This is a genomic window from Litorimonas sp. WD9-15 (assembly GCF_050271975.1).
In the GTDB taxonomy this organism is placed as follows: domain Bacteria; phylum Pseudomonadota; class Alphaproteobacteria; order Caulobacterales; family Maricaulaceae; genus Litorimonas.
In genome coordinates this window covers 3088409-3105943 of the sequence record NZ_CP189850.1, presented here as the reverse complement: position 1 = coordinate 3105943, position 17535 = coordinate 3088409, and the positions used below count along the sequence as shown (strand labels likewise).

Sequence of the window (17535 nt, the reverse complement as noted above, 5' to 3'; positions counted from 1 at the left end):
CGATACGCCGAAGCCTGATGGCTTCGGACTGCCATGCTAAACTATAAAAAGAAAAAGCCGCTTCATCTGAAGCGGCTTTTTTATTGTTCGGACGCCACTGGTTTGACGTATAAATATCTGGTAGCCTTTTGGCGTTGATTGAGAGTCCACGGGGCGGGTTCTCACGCAATCCCAAATCATAGCCCCGATTCGTGCTGTTTTTGGCACGTTGGAGGCGCATATGAATTCCTATGATACTACTCTTGAAGCAGGCGCGGCGGGCTCATTTTATACGCTCGCCCTGAAACTTGCGACAATTGCTTATGAACAGCCATCAAAAATCGTGACGGATGTCCCCGGTGAGACCAATGGTAATTTACAAGTCGTCTGGGGACCGGTCCTCGATCAATCTATTCTGTCAGGTCAATATAGTTGTATGTACATCACCTTGGATAAAACCACGGGTGTGCATCATCTCGTCATTCGGGGCACTCACCGTGACAGTCTATTCTCATGGCTATTCGAAGACTTCAGCGTGGGCGAGACGAAGCCATTTTTCTCCTTACCCGGACTGACCGTAGGACGGCGGGCGGAGGCTTCATTGGGGGATATTATGATTTCCAAAGGCACATGGCGGGGGATGACTTATATTCTCAATATGCGGTCTTGGATGTCCAAAGTGGGTCTATATATGACGGCCCTCGAATATCTGGCGCATATAAAGGCCAAGTCTGTGATCGTTTGCGGTCATAGTTTAGGTGGAACCCTGACCCCGCCCATGTATCTTTATTTAAATTATCTCCTCAATGTTATCGGGAAACGGAACTGCTCTCTTGGGTTGGTTTCTTTTGCAGGACTTCCTCCAGGCGGGCAAAAATTCGCGACATATTTCAATCAGATTTTTCAGAATGCCTATCCTTGGCGGATCAGAAACACGCTCGATATTGCACCGCTCATGTGGCTGAATTTAGAGACTGTTCTCAATATTTATCAGTCCAATAATCTCTCGCTGAGTTATGTGGACCCCGTACGAGGTCTCTTGGATGCATATTTCTGGGAAGCGGATGATTCCGGTATCACATACACACAGCCCACTCGCGCCGTCGATTTACCGGGCGTATTTGATACAAGATGGAGAGAGGACCATTTTTGGGCGGCTCAAGCCGCGCATCAACACGGGACGGATACCTATAAAGCTTTATTGGGATAGGTGGTAAAGGACCGTCAATCCCACAGAATGCGGATGTGTATCCGCGTTTTTGCTTTCATAAACCATCTGTCACCCCGGCCTTGAGCCGGGGCCTATCGCGTGCACACTTAACCTTTGTTTTGTAGCCGATAGGTCCCGCATCTGCGCTTCGCTGCGTGCGGGATGACATGGGTTGTTTGGGGCTAGATTGCCGTACCCAATCCCCAAAAACAACAATCGTATCCCCGCTTTTGCGCCCCGCGCTATATTTCATCTGTTCCGATAGCGCGGACAGGCCAACGATCGTGGTTGACTGGCTATTGGACGGCGGGGTTGAGCGATCCGTGTCACGACGCGGATGTGTGCCGGGCCTTTTGCAGCGAGTGTTCCGACGCTGTTCGTTACGTATTGAAAGGCAATACGTAACCGACAACTGCGACCACACAGGACCGTTGCGACAAAAACTGCTGCCGCATGGCTGATGCTTTTGCGAAACCTTTTTACTTTCCGGTGTCCGGCAAAGGCATCGGCCATGCGGGCAGTCCACCTTTTACCGGACACACGCATTATTCGGCTGTCACACAGATGGGCAGTGAGCGATGGCGTGTGTCTTGAGCTCAACCCCCATTCGTCACCCTCGGGTCAAGCCCGAGGGTGACGAAATGAAAAAAGGACTATAATCGTGCGTCAACGCAATGTCGTTCCAAGTCAAAACCGTTCATCCCGCTGCCAGTGCGGCGCCAGGCTCCCGCTCTCACCCGCGGATGAACTGGCGCATGTCAGGCTCGAGATCGAGAAGGCGAAGCTCGCCAAATTGCGTGAAGACCTGCCCGACCCCGATGCGCCGAAATATACGCGCTGGGAAGATCTGCCACCGCCTTCGCCCGAGGATGAGGAAATGTTCTATGAGGAATTTAAACGCCTGTTTCGAACGGTGGCAGGCGAGGATGAGGTGAACGACTAAACGCGTACTGTCTGACGCCTGAAGATCAAATCGCCCTATTTACCATTGCCAAAGGGCACGTGCGCCATAGGGTAGGGGATATACGCAACGCTTACGGAGTCCCCCGCCATGAAAACGCTCACACTCTCACTCACCGCCGCGCTCTTGCTCTCGGCTTGTGCCACTGTTCCGTCCACCGATGTCGGGGCGCTGCATGATCGGACCCTGACGCTGGACACGCATATCGACATTCCGCTGACCTACATGACGGAGATTGACCCGACGGGTGAGACGGAGTTGCAGGTCGATCTGCCCAAACTCATGGCGGGCGATCTCGATAGCGGGTTCTGGATCGTCTACACCCCGCAGGGCGAATTAACAGCGGAAGGCTATGCCGCCGCCTATGACATTGCCAAGACGCGGATGGATGCGATCACGGCCCTCGTGACAACCCATACGGATAATTTCGAATTGGCGAAAACGGCGGAAGATGTGGAACGGATTGTCGCCGCCGGGAAACACGCCGTCCTCGTCGGGATGGAAAATGCCTTTCCACTCGGTCATTCCGCTGCGACAAATAATATAGACTGGTGGGCGGAACAGGGCGTGCGCTATGTCGGCCTGACCCATTTCGGCCACAACCAGTTCGGCGACAGTTCCAACCCGCATCCCGAACGCGATAGCGGTCCAAAATGGAACGGCCTGTCGCCCGCCGGACGGGACTTGGTCGATCAATTAAATAAAGCGGGCATCATGGTCGATGTCTCCCACACCGGAAAAGAGACGATGATGCAGGCCGCAGACTTGTCCCGCACACCGATTATTGCGTCCCATTCCGGCGCGAAGGCCGTCGCCGATAGCGCCCGCAATCTGGATGACGAACAGCTCGAGAAAATTGCGGAGGTTGGTGGCGTCGCGCAGATGGTGGCCTTAGGCGCCTATGTGAAACTCCCGACGGCGGAACAGCAAGCTGCTCGTGACGCGCTAGACGCCGAATTTGGCGACCGCAATACGTGGAGCCAAGCCACGCGCGATGCCTATATGGAACGCCGCGCCCTGATCACCGCTATGGCGCCGGAGGCCACGGTTATGGATTTTGTCGACCATATTGATCACGCGGTCGCAGTCGCCGGAATCGACTCCGTCGGCATTGCGTCTGACTTTGACGGCGGCGGCGGGATTGTCGGCTGGCAGGATGCGTCCGAGACAGAAAATGTCACGGCGGAGCTCGTGCGCCGCGGATATTCGGAAAGCGAGATTGCGAAAATCTGGGGCGGGAATTTGCTGCGGGTTATGGAAGCGGTTGAGGCGGAAGCGGGGAGGTAGATTTACCGGATTATATCAAATGTTAGGTCCCGCATCTGCGCCCATCGGGCTTGTGCGGGATGACATCGATGGAAGATCCATTAAAAAAGCCGCCTCTTTCGAGACGGCTTTAAATTTTAGCGAAAGGACAAACCTAGCACTTATAATACATGTCAAATTCGACCGGATGCGGATGCATGGCGAGGCGGTGAACCTCTTCCATTTTCAACTCGATATAGGCATCGATCTGGTCATCATCAAACACGCCGCCGGCTTTTAGGAAGTCACGGTCACCGTCGAGGGACTCAAGCGCTTCGCGTAAGGACCCACAAACCTGCGGGATTTTGGACGCTTCGGCTGGTGACAGCTCATAGAGGTCCATATCCATCGGATCGCCCGGGTGGATTTTGTTCTTAATCCCGTCAAGGCCCGCCATGAGGAGCGCTGTGTAAGTCAGGTAAGGGTTACCCGCCGGATCAGGATAACGGACTTCAAGGCGCTTACCATTGCGCGAAGCGGTCCACGGAATACGGATCGAGGCAGACCGGTTACGGGAGGAGTAAGCGAGCATAACTGGCGCTTCAAAACCCGGGACCAAACGCTTGTAGGAATTGGTCGAGGCATTGGAGAACGCGTTGATCGCTTTGGAATGTTTGATGATGCCGCCGATATAATGGAGGCACTGCTCGGACAGACCGGCATATTCATCACCCGCGAAAAGCGGCTGCTTGTCCTTCCAGATGGACATGTGAACGTGCATGCCCGTGCCATTGTCGTTCCACATCGGCTTCGGCATGAAGGTCGCCGTTTTGCCATAGGCATGGGCTACATTGTGCACGATATATTTATAAAGCTGCATATTGTCGCCCATTTGCAGCAGCGTGTCGAACTGCATACCCAGCTCATGCTGTGCAGGTGCGACTTCATGATGGTGCTTCTCAGGGCGGAGTTGCAGCTCTTCCATGATAGAGAGCATTTCTGCGCGCATGTCCTGTGCGGAGTCAACGGGGGGAACGGGGAAGTAACCGCCTTTTGGTCCCGGGCGGTGGCCCATATTGCCACCGGCATAGTCTGTGCCTGTATTTTGCGGAAGCTCGGAGGAATCGATGGAATACCCCGTAACGTTCTGCTCTGTCTGGAACTTCACATCGTCAAATACGAAGAACTCGGCTTCCGGTCCGAAAAAGACGTCATCGCCGACTTTGGCAGAGCGCATATAGGCCTCGGCGGCTTTGGCCGTGCCACGTGGATCACGATTATAGGCTTCGCCCGTATCGGGTTCGAGGATGTCACAGAAAACGGCGAGCGTGTCTTGCTGGAAAAACGGGTCCATCTTGGCCGTGCCCGCATCGGGCAGCAGGACCATGTCGGATTCGTTAATGTCCTTCCAACCGGAGATGGAGGAGCCATCAAACATTGTGCCGTCCGCGAAGAGGTCTTCGTCGACGAGATCGGAATGGAAAGTCACGTGCTGCATTTTCCCTTTCGGGTCGGTGAAGCGAAGGTCGAGGAATTTAATATCCTCATCCTTCATTTTTTTAATGAGCTTGGAAGCGTCTGACATGAGTCGTTTTCCCTGTTTGGAGATTAAATGTGAATTCTGAGTTGGTTTCAGATTATGAATTAAAGGGCGGTGTCGCCTGTTTCGCCCGTCCGGATCCGGATGGCTTGTGCAACGTCGGAGACAAAGATTTTGCCGTCACCAATTTTGCCTGTCTTGGCAGCTGTTTGAATGGCCTCGAGTGCGGCTTCGACTTGGTCGTCAGCGACAACGAGTTCGAGTTTTAATTTCGGGAGGAAGTCGACGACATATTCCGCGCCCCGATAAAGTTCTGTATGCCCCTTCTGACGGCCAAACCCTTTGGCTTCTAAAACGGTCATGCCCTGAAGTCCTACAGCTTGCAGGGCTTCTTTTACTTCGTCGAGTTTGAAGGGTTTGATAATGGCTTCGATCTTTTTCATGAGAAACTCCGAGTGGTCGCGCTTAAATGTATTATCTTGATGACCTTCCCTCTATCAGGAGTCGAGAGGTGGGACATGTTGGCATTGTGTAGCAGATTAAAAGCCATAAATCTGCACAAGATTTGGTCGTGGGTGAGGGCGGGCGATGCAAGGCTGGGCTAAAACGGTTAAAGGGCCTAACAAACACGTGTCTCAAGGGCCGCTGATTAGGCGTTGAAGAAATGCCTCAAAGCTATAGACCGTCCTCAAATTACGCACGTTTTCATCAAACATGGGTTCGCGACTGCAGTTCCGATGTGAAGAATGTGGGTGATTCTGACGTCGACATCTTGTCAATACCTGCGCGTTTCGCGCGCTTGAAAACCCGATCATAAACCGGCTGTTCGCGACTGCAGTTCACCCGGCGGAGATAGATATGAAAAAGCTGACCCCACGCCCGCCCAAGAAATCGTTCATCACGGATGAGCAAGCGCTCAGGTTCCATGCGGAACCCACCCCCGGCAAACTTGCCCTACAACCGACAAAGCCCATGGCGACACAGCGCGATCTCAGCCTCGCCTACAGTCCCGGCGTTGCTGTGCCAGTTGAGGCAATCGCCGCGGATCCTGATACCGTTTACGACTATACCTCCAAGGGAAATATGGTTGCCGTCATCTCGAACGGTACCGCTATTCTTGGCCTCGGTAATCTTGGCGCAATGGCGTCCAAACCGGTGATGGAAGGAAAGTCCGTACTCTTTAAACGGTTTGCCGATATCGACAGTTTTGACATCGAAGTCGAAGAGGAAGACGCCACAGCTTTCATCGAATGCGTCAAACGGTTTGGCAATACATTTGGTGGCATTAATCTCGAAGATATTGGTTCGCCCGAATGTTTCATTATCGAGAGTGAGCTTCGGGATCTCCTCGATATTCCGGTCTTCCATGATGACCAGCACGGGACAGCGATTATCGCGACGGCGGGTCTCATCAATGCGTGCCACCTCACAGGACGAAAATTTGAAGATCTTAAACTCGTGCTCTGCGGGGCCGGTGCGGCAGGTCTGTCGGTTCTGAACCTCGTTAAGAGCTTGGGTGTTAAAGATGAGAACGCGGTAGTTGTAGACAGTCGGGGTGTCATCTATAAGGGCCGCACCGAATATATGGATCAGTGGAAAGCCCCGCATGCGGTGGTCACAGACATGCGCAGCCTGTCCGAGGCTATGGAAGGCGCAGATGTGTTTTTCGGCCTCTCTGCCGCGGGCATTGTCAGCGGAGAGATGGTCGCCAGCATGGCACCGAACCCCATCATTTTCGCCATGGCAAACCCTGATCCGGAAATCCTACCCGAAGAGATTAAATCCGTGCGTGACGATGCGATAATCGCAACGGGACGGTCTGATTATCCGAACCAAGTCAACAATGTCCTTGGTTTTCCTTATATATTCCGTGGGGCGTTGGATGTTCGCGCGCGCAATGTGAATGATGAAATGAAGCTTGCCTGTGCGCATGCGCTGGCCGATCTTGCCCGTCAGGACGTGCCAGAGGAGGTTGCGGCGGCCTATCACGGCAACCGTCCAAAATACGGTCCTGATTACATTATTCCTGCGCCGTTTGATCCTCGCCTCATTTCAGAAATTCCGCCCTATGTTGCGCAGGCCGCTATGGATACAGGCGTCGCGCGCAAGCCCATCGAGGACATGGAAGCCTATAAGAAATCACTCGCCCGTCGTCAGGACCCAACCGCCGCAATATTGCAAGGTATCTCCGCGACTGTACAAGAAGAGCCAAAGACAATTGTCTTTGCCGAAGGCGAAGAACCTGCGGTTATTCGCGCCGCGCAGAGTTTCCAGCAACGCGGTCTTGGTAAGGCCATTCTTATAGGTCGGGAAAAGCCGATCTATGACAACATGAAATTGTTGGGCGTCGAAAATCCCGAGAGCCTGACCGTTCTTAACGCCCGTCTGTTTGACCGCAATGCAGAGTTCACGGAATATCTCTACAGCCGATTGCAGCGCAAAGGCTTCCTGCGTCGTGATGCGCAGCGTCTCGTGAATAATGACCGGAACGTTTTCTCTGCACTGCTGCTGCAACATGGATTAGCGGACGGTATGGTTTCGGGTGTCACCCGTTCCTACGATGTTGTTCTGCGCGATGTACGACTCGTCCTCGATCACCGTCCGGAGGAACGCACAATGGGTGTGTCTGTCGTGGTCAATAAAGGGCAAACGCTTTTCATCGCCGACACTAATGTCACCGAATTACCAGATGCGTGGGACCTCGCCAATATCGCGGAATCCACAGCGCATTTTGCCCGTGAATTCGGGTTCGAACCTCGCGTCGCCTTCCTCTCCTATTCAACCTTCGGCAACCCCGTCGGTGAGCGGATGGAGAAAGTGCGGGAAGCCGTCCAAATTCTCGATGAACGCGAAGTCGATTTCGAATATGAAGGCGACATCGCAGCAGATGTGGCACTCGATCCAATGCATATGCTGACTTACCCGTTCTCGCGTTTGACGGACTCTGCAAATGTTCTCGTTATGCCGGCCATTCACAGCGCGTCTATTGCCACGAAATTGCTCGACAGCGTCGGCGGCGCGACTGTGTTGGGACCGTTCCTGACGGGGCTTGAAAAGCCGGTCCAGATTTGTTCGCTCGGTGCAACGGCGTCCGACATTGTCCAGATGGCAACGCTGGCGGCTTTTGCACCGTCCCATCGCGATATGCAGGGCTAGACACTGGCCGCACCGCAAAAGACCAATGTCCTGGAAGGATCGGTGGCCAAGCATATCCTGCGTATGCTTGGACCATTTTCGATTGCGGTCATCGCGCTAATTTCGACGGGTATTGTTGATACAATTTATCTTGGTCGTTTGGAGGATCCGAATGACCCCAATGTTGCCAGAGCTGTTCTCGCCGCGCTGGGTATTGCTTTCCCAATTAGCTTTATCGGGAATAGCGCCAATATCGGGCTGGGCGCCGGAACGATGAGCGCGGTTTCCCGGGCTTTGGGGCAAGGGGATATTGCGAAATCAAAACGTCATGCCGCAGCGGCGATTTTAATGGGTCTTTTCGTCATGACGTTTCTGGTGTCATTCATGTTGTTGATCTCACCCTTCATTCTTTCGCTCATGGGGCAAAGTGATGATGTGGAACGCCGGGCCTTTGGCTACTTATTGATTGTCATGCCGGGACTGGTGCTCGTCTCCGTCGCGTCGATGAGTAATAATATTCTCAGGGCAGGGGGAGAAGCGCTTCTGCCGTCCTCAATTATGATATTGGGGGCGCTCGTCAATATTATCATGAACCCGTTTTTTATTTACGGATGGGGACCCTTCCCGCGTATGGAATTACAAGGCGCTGCCCTGTCCACATTACTTGGTAATGGTATTGGGGCCGCTTACGGATTTTACATCATTCTATTCCATCGCAAGGCTGTTGATTTTGTCGGCATGACCTTGAAGTCCATACAGCATGCTTGGTCGATTATTGGCCAAGTCGGTATACCGGCGGCGGGTACGAATATTATCATCCCTGTTGCCACTTGGGTCGTGGTCGCCATTATCGGGAATGTTTTGGGAGAAGCGGATGTTGCCGCCTTTACGGTTGCCAGTCGCGCGGAGTTAATCTCAGTTGGTCTTCTCTATGCGTTATCGGCCTGTATCGGTGCCGTGACAGGCCGTAATGGGGGTGCGGGTCAAACGGCGCGGGTCCGTGAAGCATTTAAAGTTTGCTATATTATCTGCGTGATTTGGAGCACGGCGATGGCGGTGCTATTGGCAGTCTTCGCGACGCAGATTGCAAATATCTTCACGAGCGATGAGGTTTTGATCGCGAAGATCATCCCGTATTTCTACATCGTACCCATTACGATTTTTGCCTATGGTTTTGTGTTTGTCAGCGCTGCCGGATTAAATGCATTGGGTCGTCCGATATTCGGATTGATCTATACGATCATTCGCTCTCTCATTCTATATATCGGACTTATCGCGATTGGAGTCTGGACAGCCGGACTTATCGGGGCTTTTGTCGGGGTTGCAGCCGCCAATATCGTCTCGGGCCTCATCGCGATAATCTGGACGTTAAAGAAAGCGCCGATGACCGCCAAAGAGAGTTGACGAGCCCTGCGTCTAAGGCTACCTCGCCGCTCTCACCTGTGCGGGTGTGGCGGAATTGGTAGACGCGCTAGATTTAGGTTCTAGTATCTTAGGATGTGAAGGTTCAAGTCCTTTCACCCGCACCATTCTCCTAAGGGTTCACTTATTGCCCTGCAGTAGATTTAGCGGATAAGGCTGACCTCTCAGATCTTATTGACCGCTTAAAAGATGTAGTGCCCAGCAAAACACCTATAACACTTGAGGTTCAACAAGACGCTGATGCATTCGCATGAGCGGCAACATAGATATGCGCGAGATCGGATGTGAGCGTGGGCGTAAGGTATAGCAGCGTTGGGCCGCAAGGTTCATCCGACCAGCGGTTCCGAGCCGCTGAGCGGCAATAGTGCGAACCGCGACTTGGGGAATCTATGGAAGCTTTATCGCCGTTACTTTGAACACATTGGTGAAGGGGACAGGCCGAATCCGTTTCATAATTTCCGGTATCAGATGTAAAATTAGGGAACACAAAACCATTCTCCAGCGATTGTGTGCAGACTCGCATTTTTGAGCCAAATGTCTTGAAGGGTTTATACCGAGAGGCCGCTTTGCTTTGCGCTTATGTAGACCGGCTGCCGTCCAGGCGAGCTGAGCAATATTCCTCCTGAGAATATTTGCCTCGATTCAGATATACCGCATATTCGCATTCGGTCGACAAAAGAGCGAAAGCTCAAATCTAAGGCGTTGATCCGCAACATTCCGTTTGTGGCCCTCAGTCTGGAAGTTATGAAACTGACCCAGAATGGATTTTCGCATTATAGTGAGAGAGGCTACCTGCTTTCACAATCGCTGATGAAGGCGTTCAAGGCCCGCAAACTTATGCCGTCAGACAATCATCGAATTTATAGTTTCCGCCATAGCTTTGAGAGCCGGATGCGAGAAGCAGGAATAGACTTTTGTTTGCGCTGCACATCGTTGTAAGTATGCACACGCGTCGCTTGAATGTGCACACTAAGTTTCATTTCCCCTATATTTTATGGTGCTTCGCGATTTGCGCAACGTTCTATTTATTAACTAACTTAATAAAATTCGCCAGCTGTAGAAAATGGAGTCTTATGGACTTCCAACACGCTCTAATACGCTATCATAGTTATCCCATAACTGAGATAGCGGGACGAGAATAACGGTCCATCCAAAGGCTTCGAGAATATCGGCACGGGCCGTGTATGTCTCCACAACATCATTGCTGCGATATCTTTCGGGCGTGTCAAAAAGAAGTGCGGTGCGGGCCGAACCGTTAGGTCCGGATAACGCCAGATCGACCGTGAAAAACGATAAGCCAACATTGCGATCTACCTGCCAACCGTGTTGTTTGAGATCGGCCTCTAACTTATCAAAAGTAGCGTCAGTAGGTTTCGATGTGTCGCGATCGGGTCCTCTCTGCATGGCAATTCGAGAAAGCGCAGAATGGGCCGCCTCTGTCTGCCCGACTGAAAGCGCTTCTGCATAACGAAGGTATGTTTTTAGCGCATTGGCACCGAAATTATAGTCATTGGTTATGGCTGAACTTTGGATGGAAGAGACGACCATCATTGCGGTTTTTGACCGTGAGAAGATAACGTTCAAACGCTTCTCTCCGCCTGCCTTATTGATAGGGCCAAAATTCATCCGCATTTTACCTGAGGCAGCGGGCGCGTAACATATTGAGAGTATGATTATATCACGTTCGTCGCCCTGTACATTCTCCAAATTCTTGACAAATAGACCGATATATTCCCCGTCTTCTTCTCGCTCTCGTTCGGCTTCCAAGAGGTTTTCGAAGGCCGTATCTGTACTCGCTAAATTGTCCAAGGCTCGGTCTATCTCGCCCTGTTGAGCTTCAGAGAAGGCGACAATACCAAAGGTTCTTCTGGTCCCGGCTCTGGCTTGATCTGTCAGAAGAGTCCTTAACAGGGTCGCTATATATCGCGCCTCATTTGCATTCTTTCGATCCGTATAAACACCTGAAGGGATGTGGTGAAAACTGATGGGGCGAGCGAGGATATCTTCGGAGGATACGGGTAGAATTTCAACGTCCTCGACGACGATGGGTGCGCGTTTTTCTGAGCGTCTGACGGATGGAATTGTGAGCAGACGAGTGCCGTAAAACGCAGCATTGGAAAAACCGATAAGCTCTTCAGATCTTGAGCGATAATGCCAACCCAGCAAGGTCGAGGGAAGATGTTCTGCGGCTAATGTAAGAAAGCTGTCTTGGTTGAGTTCGAAATCAACATCGACATCTTCCGCAGCTTCATCAAAGTCTTCTTCTCCGCCGCTAGAATTAAAGAAATTGGTAGGCGGGAGCTGTTTCTCATCGCCGACAATAATGGCTTGCGGAGCGCGCAACACGGTTGGGATCGCGTCCTCGACAGGTATTTGCGACGCTTCATCAAAGATAACTACATCGAACAGCCTTCCTGATAATGGTAATACATCTGCTACGGAAAGGGGGCTCATCATCCAAATAGGTTTAATAGTCGGAAGTACGGAACCTGCAGGGCCTGCGAGCAACTCCCGAGGTGATCGATAGGCGCGTGTTTTGCCGAACTCATGTTCAAGAGCACGTAGGCCCTTGTTGACGGCTGATTTACGCTTACGTTCCATTTGAGACAGGTCGCGATCAGGTGTATTTTTCAAAGCTGTCAACGCGTGGAAGCTGTCAATCGAACGGCGTAAAATAAGCTGTGCGTTCAAGCTATAGAGCTGTGTTTGATGGCCTCTAATTCGTTCACGGATATCATTTAATGCGTCTGAATCGACATTTAGGAGGCCCGATGCGGCCGTGAGGCTACGCTCCACCGTATCAGCCATGATTGCGGTTTCTAATTGCTCAGGCTCCAGCTCGCTTTCGCGCAGCGTCCGCCAAATTGAACGTGGCGCATTTTTAAGAGCTAGGGCTGCGGGTTGAATATCTCGCAAGCGGCGATTTGCTTCGGAGAGATCTGTCAGCTCTGTTGCGAGCTGCTGAACCGGTATATTATCTACACCTTCAAAGCTGAGTTTTAGGCGCTTATCTGTCTCACCCAAGGTCTCATAAAGTGCGCTTAAGTCTTTGATTCCGTCTCTTGTTGAGGTCGGGTTACTTGAAACAACATTCCAAAGTGGAAGCGCAGCATTACCTTCTGCTGGTGTGAGGGAGTCGCGTTCGTGTAGAAGTCCCGACAATTGATCTGCGCTCTCATATCCAAATCGTCGCGTCAGCTGCCTTGACGCGTTTTCTAAAACTTCTACGGCTTCGTGTTCCAGTTTTAGATCCGTCAATAAATCGCGGATCCGCGGTTTTACAGAGAGGCTGCCTTCATCTATAGAGCTCAAGACAAGCTTTTTTGTTCTTCTCCAATCGCCAGACAGGAAAGCTAAAATCTTACCTTCTTTTTGCTCGGCCAAAGCCAAAGCGTTTCGCGTGTCGCGCGGCGATAACTTATTGGTCCATATTTTAGTATCTTTGTGCGCCTGGCTGACTTTGTGCTTTAAGTCCTCTAGTTCGCGCAGTCCGTTTATCCATTGCAGAAATTCTGAACTACCGGGCTTAAATACACCTTCCATGCCGACCTCAAAACAGGGGCTTAGACGATGGGCGAGCGTAATCTGTGCGCGCATCTCATCAAGACTTGCCACATCAATCTCAGCAGTCCTCATAAGTTTCGCTGACCCGTCTGAAAGGCGAGACACTAAAGGCAAAAGTGCCTGCGCTTCATTTGGGAGAGTTTCAGACATATCATTGGTGAACCAAACGCTGGTGCGGATCAACCGCTCCGATGCTTTTGAAAACACCTCTTCACCCGTCAGTCGACGCACTGCAGCAGAAAGCCCTCGAGCCGCAACGGCGTGTTTTTGCCAGTCTGATAAATCAGGAAAGGCGATATCCAGAGGTAAAGACTTCGCATTATTAAGGGCCAGGGTTTCTGCCAGAATATCATGTAAAGGTGCGTCGGTCCCCAGCGCTGATTTGGAAAGTGTATCGGTTAGGCGATGCAAATCAGACAAAGCTGTCCTTACGCCTTCAATTTGCCAAGATCGTGATTTTTCTATTTCGGACAGCGTTGGAACAGTTTTGTCTTTTGTCCAGTCTTCATAGATGCCCGACAGCTCGGCGATAAACTCCCGTTTACTTTCTTGTGCGTCATGTACCAACGCACAGAGGGATTCTAAGTTTGCACCTCGCAAGCGGTTATAGACCACATCGAGGGCAGCGCGTTTTTCGCAAACGAAGAGCACGCGTTTATTTTGGCTGACGGCTTCGGCCAACAGGTTGGCGATAGTCTGGGATTTCCCTGTACCGGGTGGGCCTTGAATGACGTAGGATTGAGGCGCCCGGAGTTGCGCGATGGAGCGCGCCTGTGTCGGGTCTTGCGCCATGATAGGGAAGCGTTTTTCAAGCGGAGCTGACTCGACGGTGGCAACTTCAGGGCGTGCAGCGTCAGTGAAAAAGCGGGTGAACAAACTCTCCGCCTCGCTTTCACCGCGCAGGACGGCGTCATAATCCCGAACGAGACTCATTTTACGATAATTGAAATTCGCAAGTGTTACGGCGCATAGATCGAAGGACCAGTCATATCGGGATGCGTCTTCATCTATTTGTTGGAATTGCGTGACTTTCTTCTCACGAACCTTCGCCTTGTCATTATTTTCGACAGCGTTGTAGAGTTGGGGTTTAGGTGCACCGAAAATGTCGCGCGTCGGAGCTTCGGCCAGCGCCACATATTCTCTGAACATTTGGACGCCCAGCGGGGCGTAGCTCTTTCGTTCATAACTATAGCTGAGGGAGCCGCGGGACCTGACACCACGTGTGCGGTGCGCGCGGCGTTTATTGAACTTGTCCAAGCGGCGGCGAACAGTACGGTGTAGCAGGCGAAGTTTGGGTTTATCTGCAAATGAAAGAGACACACCCGGCTCACTTGCCATGATTTGATTTTGTAAGGTTTCGTGCAAACTCTGCAGGGCGGAAGGTTCCGCTAAATCAACAAAATCAGGCAACTTAATGCCGTAGAGTTGGTCGAGAATAAAGGAGAGGGCAGGATTTATTTCTGCTTTCGTATCGCTTAGCGAAAGTGTGTAGGCATCCTTAACGCCCTTGCGGCGTTTCAATTCCACTCGCATCAATAGCAAAGGTGAGGAAATCGACTCCGAAGGCGCATTTTTCAGGTCGCGCCACTTGAGGAAAACTGGAACAAGGCGTAGGGGCGAGCCGCCGAATTCACGTTCATCCCGTGCTGCGCTTGATCGCAGCTTTGCGAGAACAGAGGGCGTGAATGCCATTTCTTCGAAGCGAATATATTCTGATAATTTGACTTCATCGCCATTAAGGAGGCGTTGGAAAGGTCGCGTTTTCGCGGTGAACAAATCTTCGGGCTTAATAGCGGAAATGTTAAGGACCAAGGGAACGGAGGTTTCCGTCAAGTTCAATTCTGTTGAAACCCGCCGATGGTAAATGAGACGATTTCGGCGTGTCAGATCATAAAGTCTTGCGCGCAACCGTTTCAGTAATCGTGTCCTGGCGTCATCGGCTTTGTCTGAATGAAACCCCTTGATGCCGCCCAAATCAAGATCAACGACAGATCCGATCTGGCGATGGTTCTCCAAGGCTGTAATCAAGACGCCGATGTCTTGTACACGTTCCTCGCGTCGCAATGCGGTCATGCGCTCGATGGCGCGGCACAACACCGGATGGAGGCGATTGTTGAGAGTTGACAGGTCTTTGCGCTGCGTGACAAAGCGCTCAAGTTCTCCACGATCTCTGAAATCGAGTTGTGTGGCCAGCGCGGCGGCTATCATACCGACAAGGAAAATATCTGTGACGGGGTCTTGGTGGCCCTGACGGATTTCCCATGATTGAAAATGCGTTAAAAACCGAGGCTTGGCGTCTTTTTGGACGGTCTCATCCTCTGCGTCGCGAACATCATGGTCGCGTATATCTGCTCCAGTTGTGTCATCTGAAGTGATAGATACTTCTTCGACAACATCAATCGCGCCTTTTGCGTTGATTGGCCTAGAGCGGACCCGATGGGATTGGTTTTCGATAGGTTTCGCATCGGCATTAGAGAACCATAGACGACCATTTGCAACTTGGAGGTTTTCAATTTGGGCGAGGGGACCGACCTTCCCCTCTTTATGAAGTTCATCCAGTTGAGACATAAGCGGGAGAATGGCTGACAAGACGTCCTCTGTTCCGACACTCGCCAGTTCACGCCATTCAACCAGAAAAGTATTTAAATCCTGAGAGTCTTTGAAGTTTGCTTCTGCAGCTGCAGTGTATATGTCGTCGGTCATTCCGCCGCCTCAAGGAACGAGTCCGTCTTACGCAGAGTTGAAATATTGTTTTTTGAGAGCTTCAAATCCTGCTTCAGGGCCGCGTTGAATATGTCAGTCATGTCAAGCCGATCGGCAAAATGCGTGGCTTCTATTAAGGGGCGGTCTTCCAAATCTGAGTCTACCGTCGCAAAATCGAGCAGCACATAAGCGAAAAATTCCTTCATGCTCTTGGGCAGCATTTTGACGGCCTTTATGACTTCGCTCTCAGGCGGCGTCGGCTTTTTTATGATGCCTTCAATATCAACGAAAAATCCTTGTGCATGTGCAACTAAGGTTTCTTTGTCGCGCCACGGATATTGCAGAAATACCGAAATTAGATTTTGAGTTAGTTCAGACAGCTTCTTTTGACCCAGTAAATCAAGTTGCTCCAGTGTTTGTGAGCCTTCGACCAAAGCAATCAATTTTTCCGTCGCTGTGTCGGGGTCGGTGTCCCAATCGGCAAGCGCGCGAGCTCGGATAAATGTTTCAGGGTGAGACCAACTTTCAGAGCCTAATTGGACACCGTCCTTTACGGAGGCTGCCAAGGCCTCATCCGCTTGCTTTAAATAGGCTTTGGCTGACACATCCACGAGACCGGAGGTTACTCGGACGAGCGCACATATCGATGCCTCCAAGTTTTGCGAGGCGTATAGTCCGACGCGGTCCGAAAAAATTTCTTGGTAGAGACGAGACAGTCGGAAACTATGGCTATGCGCCGCCACTGATCCCGGTTCGCCGCATATCCAATCCAGCAATCGGTCGGCTGTTCCATATCGCGAGTTTTGACGCGTATTGTGAAGATGGTGAGCCATCTCGTGACCCAAAATAAAATCCAACTCCGTTTCGGATAGTGTCGAGAAGAGGTCGCCCGAAAATAAAATATGTACTTCATCAGGTTGGAAGATGAGTCCAGCATTCCGCAGATCTGAATTCATAGCTTGGTAGAGCGTGACGGGCAGTTCAATTCCTAAACGCGCAGCTACCTGCCGCGCTTGTTTATAAAGCTTGGCGTGCGACTCATCTTCCAAGCGGTAGCTATTCTTCAATAGATATAGCCGCTGCGCCTCATAGGCTTCTGATGTGAATGTGTCGCCTGAAAACCAATTCCACAGTTCAACCTCGTTTTCTTCGAGCAGGGTCGACAGCTTTTGATGGTAAGGAAGTGATGACGGGGGAGCAATTTCGGCGGGCATTTTTATCCAAAAGGGTGCGGCTTTAATAGATTACTTATGCAACCTTATATTTTGAATGCAATCACTTGGATAAACTTTGTGCTGTGAGCCAACTTCAATAAAATCAATATGTCTTAAGATCGAGAAATTCTCAGAGGACGGGGCTTCATCAACATACCTCATTTTTCCTAGCTTTTGCAGATACTGATTGAGGGGTGCCCTACATTTTGACCTATATTTTGGCCAAAAATGTCTTGTGAGACTCCTTAAGTTGTTGTGGTCGTGAACTAAAATAGAGTTTGTTGCACGCTTTTACCCGCACCATTTTCCTATTTATATAAATTGCATTCAACGCTTAGGGCGAGCGTCCTTGATACGTCCAGAATTACGACGCGTGCAAAGTTGGAGTCTTCAAGAAGTATCAGAAATCTCTTGAGTGTGTTATTTAATCACACTATTGGGAGGGACCTTCTCATAGGAAAGACCTTTGAAACTGATGTTTTTGACATCTAGAGCGCTCATGAAGGCGGTAAGTCTACTTATCGTATCCATGTTTCTATGTGTCCAGATCTCGTCAGCCTCT

Annotated in this window: 11 protein-coding genes and 1 tRNA gene; 8 read left to right on the top strand and 4 right to left on the bottom strand. The window is 51.2% G+C overall.

The features are described from left to right. Positions 1-220: 220 nt before the first annotated feature. The 4 genes from ACP9M6_RS14600 (at position 221) to ACP9M6_RS14585 (ending at position 3437) form a co-directional block, all read left to right on the top strand. Complete coding sequence (locus tag ACP9M6_RS14600; RefSeq protein ID WP_427452289.1) at positions 221-1189, top strand: lipase family protein; 969 nt, start codon at positions 221-223, stop codon at positions 1187-1189. A gap of 453 nt (positions 1190-1642) precedes the next feature. Next, positions 1643-1783: a hypothetical protein gene (locus tag ACP9M6_RS14595; protein WP_427452287.1), complete on the top strand. Its 141-nt coding sequence runs from the start codon at positions 1643-1645 to the stop codon at positions 1781-1783. 67 nt (positions 1784-1850) lie between these two features. Next, positions 1851-2132, top strand: a complete 282-nt coding sequence (locus ACP9M6_RS14590) for a hypothetical protein (protein WP_427452286.1) — start codon at positions 1851-1853, stop codon at positions 2130-2132. 108 nt (positions 2133-2240) lie between these two features. Then, entirely contained in the window at positions 2241-3437 is a 1197-nt protein-coding gene (locus ACP9M6_RS14585; protein ID WP_427452285.1) for a dipeptidase, read from the top strand. 133 nt (positions 3438-3570) lie between these two features. On the opposite strand, the gene glnA is transcribed toward ACP9M6_RS14585, so the two are convergent. Then, positions 3571-4980, bottom strand: a complete 1410-nt coding sequence (glnA, locus tag ACP9M6_RS14580; protein ID WP_427452283.1) for a type I glutamate--ammonia ligase — start codon at positions 4978-4980, stop codon at positions 3571-3573. Between the two features lie 59 nt (positions 4981-5039). Continuing rightward, positions 5040-5378 carry a P-II family nitrogen regulator gene (locus ACP9M6_RS14575; protein ID WP_427452281.1) on the bottom strand — a complete coding sequence of 113 codons (339 nt, stop codon included), beginning with the start codon at positions 5376-5378 and terminating at the stop codon, positions 5040-5042. 415 nt (positions 5379-5793) lie between these two features. On the opposite strand from ACP9M6_RS14575, the gene ACP9M6_RS14570 reads away from it, so the two are divergent. From ACP9M6_RS14570 to ACP9M6_RS14560, 3 genes are all read left to right on the top strand, one after another. Then, positions 5794-8091: an NADP-dependent malic enzyme gene (locus ACP9M6_RS14570; RefSeq protein WP_427452279.1), complete on the top strand. Its 2298-nt coding sequence runs from the start codon at positions 5794-5796 to the stop codon at positions 8089-8091. Between the two features lie 63 nt (positions 8092-8154). Then, positions 8155-9474 (top strand): MATE family efflux transporter, encoded by a 1320-nt coding sequence (locus ACP9M6_RS14565; RefSeq protein ID WP_427452277.1) that lies wholly within the window; start codon positions 8155-8157, stop codon positions 9472-9474. Between the two features lie 40 nt (positions 9475-9514). After that, positions 9515-9599, top strand: a tRNA-Leu gene (locus ACP9M6_RS14560). Between the two features lie 964 nt (positions 9600-10563). Here the strand turns inward: ACP9M6_RS14560 and ACP9M6_RS14555 are convergent. Then, on the bottom strand, positions 10564-14895 hold the full coding sequence (locus ACP9M6_RS14555; protein WP_427454798.1) for an AAA domain-containing protein: 4332 nt from the start codon (positions 14893-14895) through the stop codon (positions 10564-10566). Positions 14896-15006: 111 nt separating this feature from the next. On the opposite strand from ACP9M6_RS14555, the gene ACP9M6_RS14550 reads away from it, so the two are divergent. Next, a complete protein-coding gene (locus ACP9M6_RS14550; protein ID WP_427454802.1) occupies positions 15007-15180 on the top strand; it encodes a hypothetical protein in 174 nt (57 codons plus the stop codon). Positions 15181-15755: 575 nt separating this feature from the next. Here ACP9M6_RS14550 and ACP9M6_RS14545 read toward each other — a convergent pair. Then, positions 15756-16973, bottom strand: coding sequence for a M48 family metalloprotease (locus tag ACP9M6_RS14545; protein ID WP_427452275.1), 1218 nt, complete (start codon positions 16971-16973; stop codon positions 15756-15758). Positions 16974-17535 lie beyond the last annotated feature (562 nt).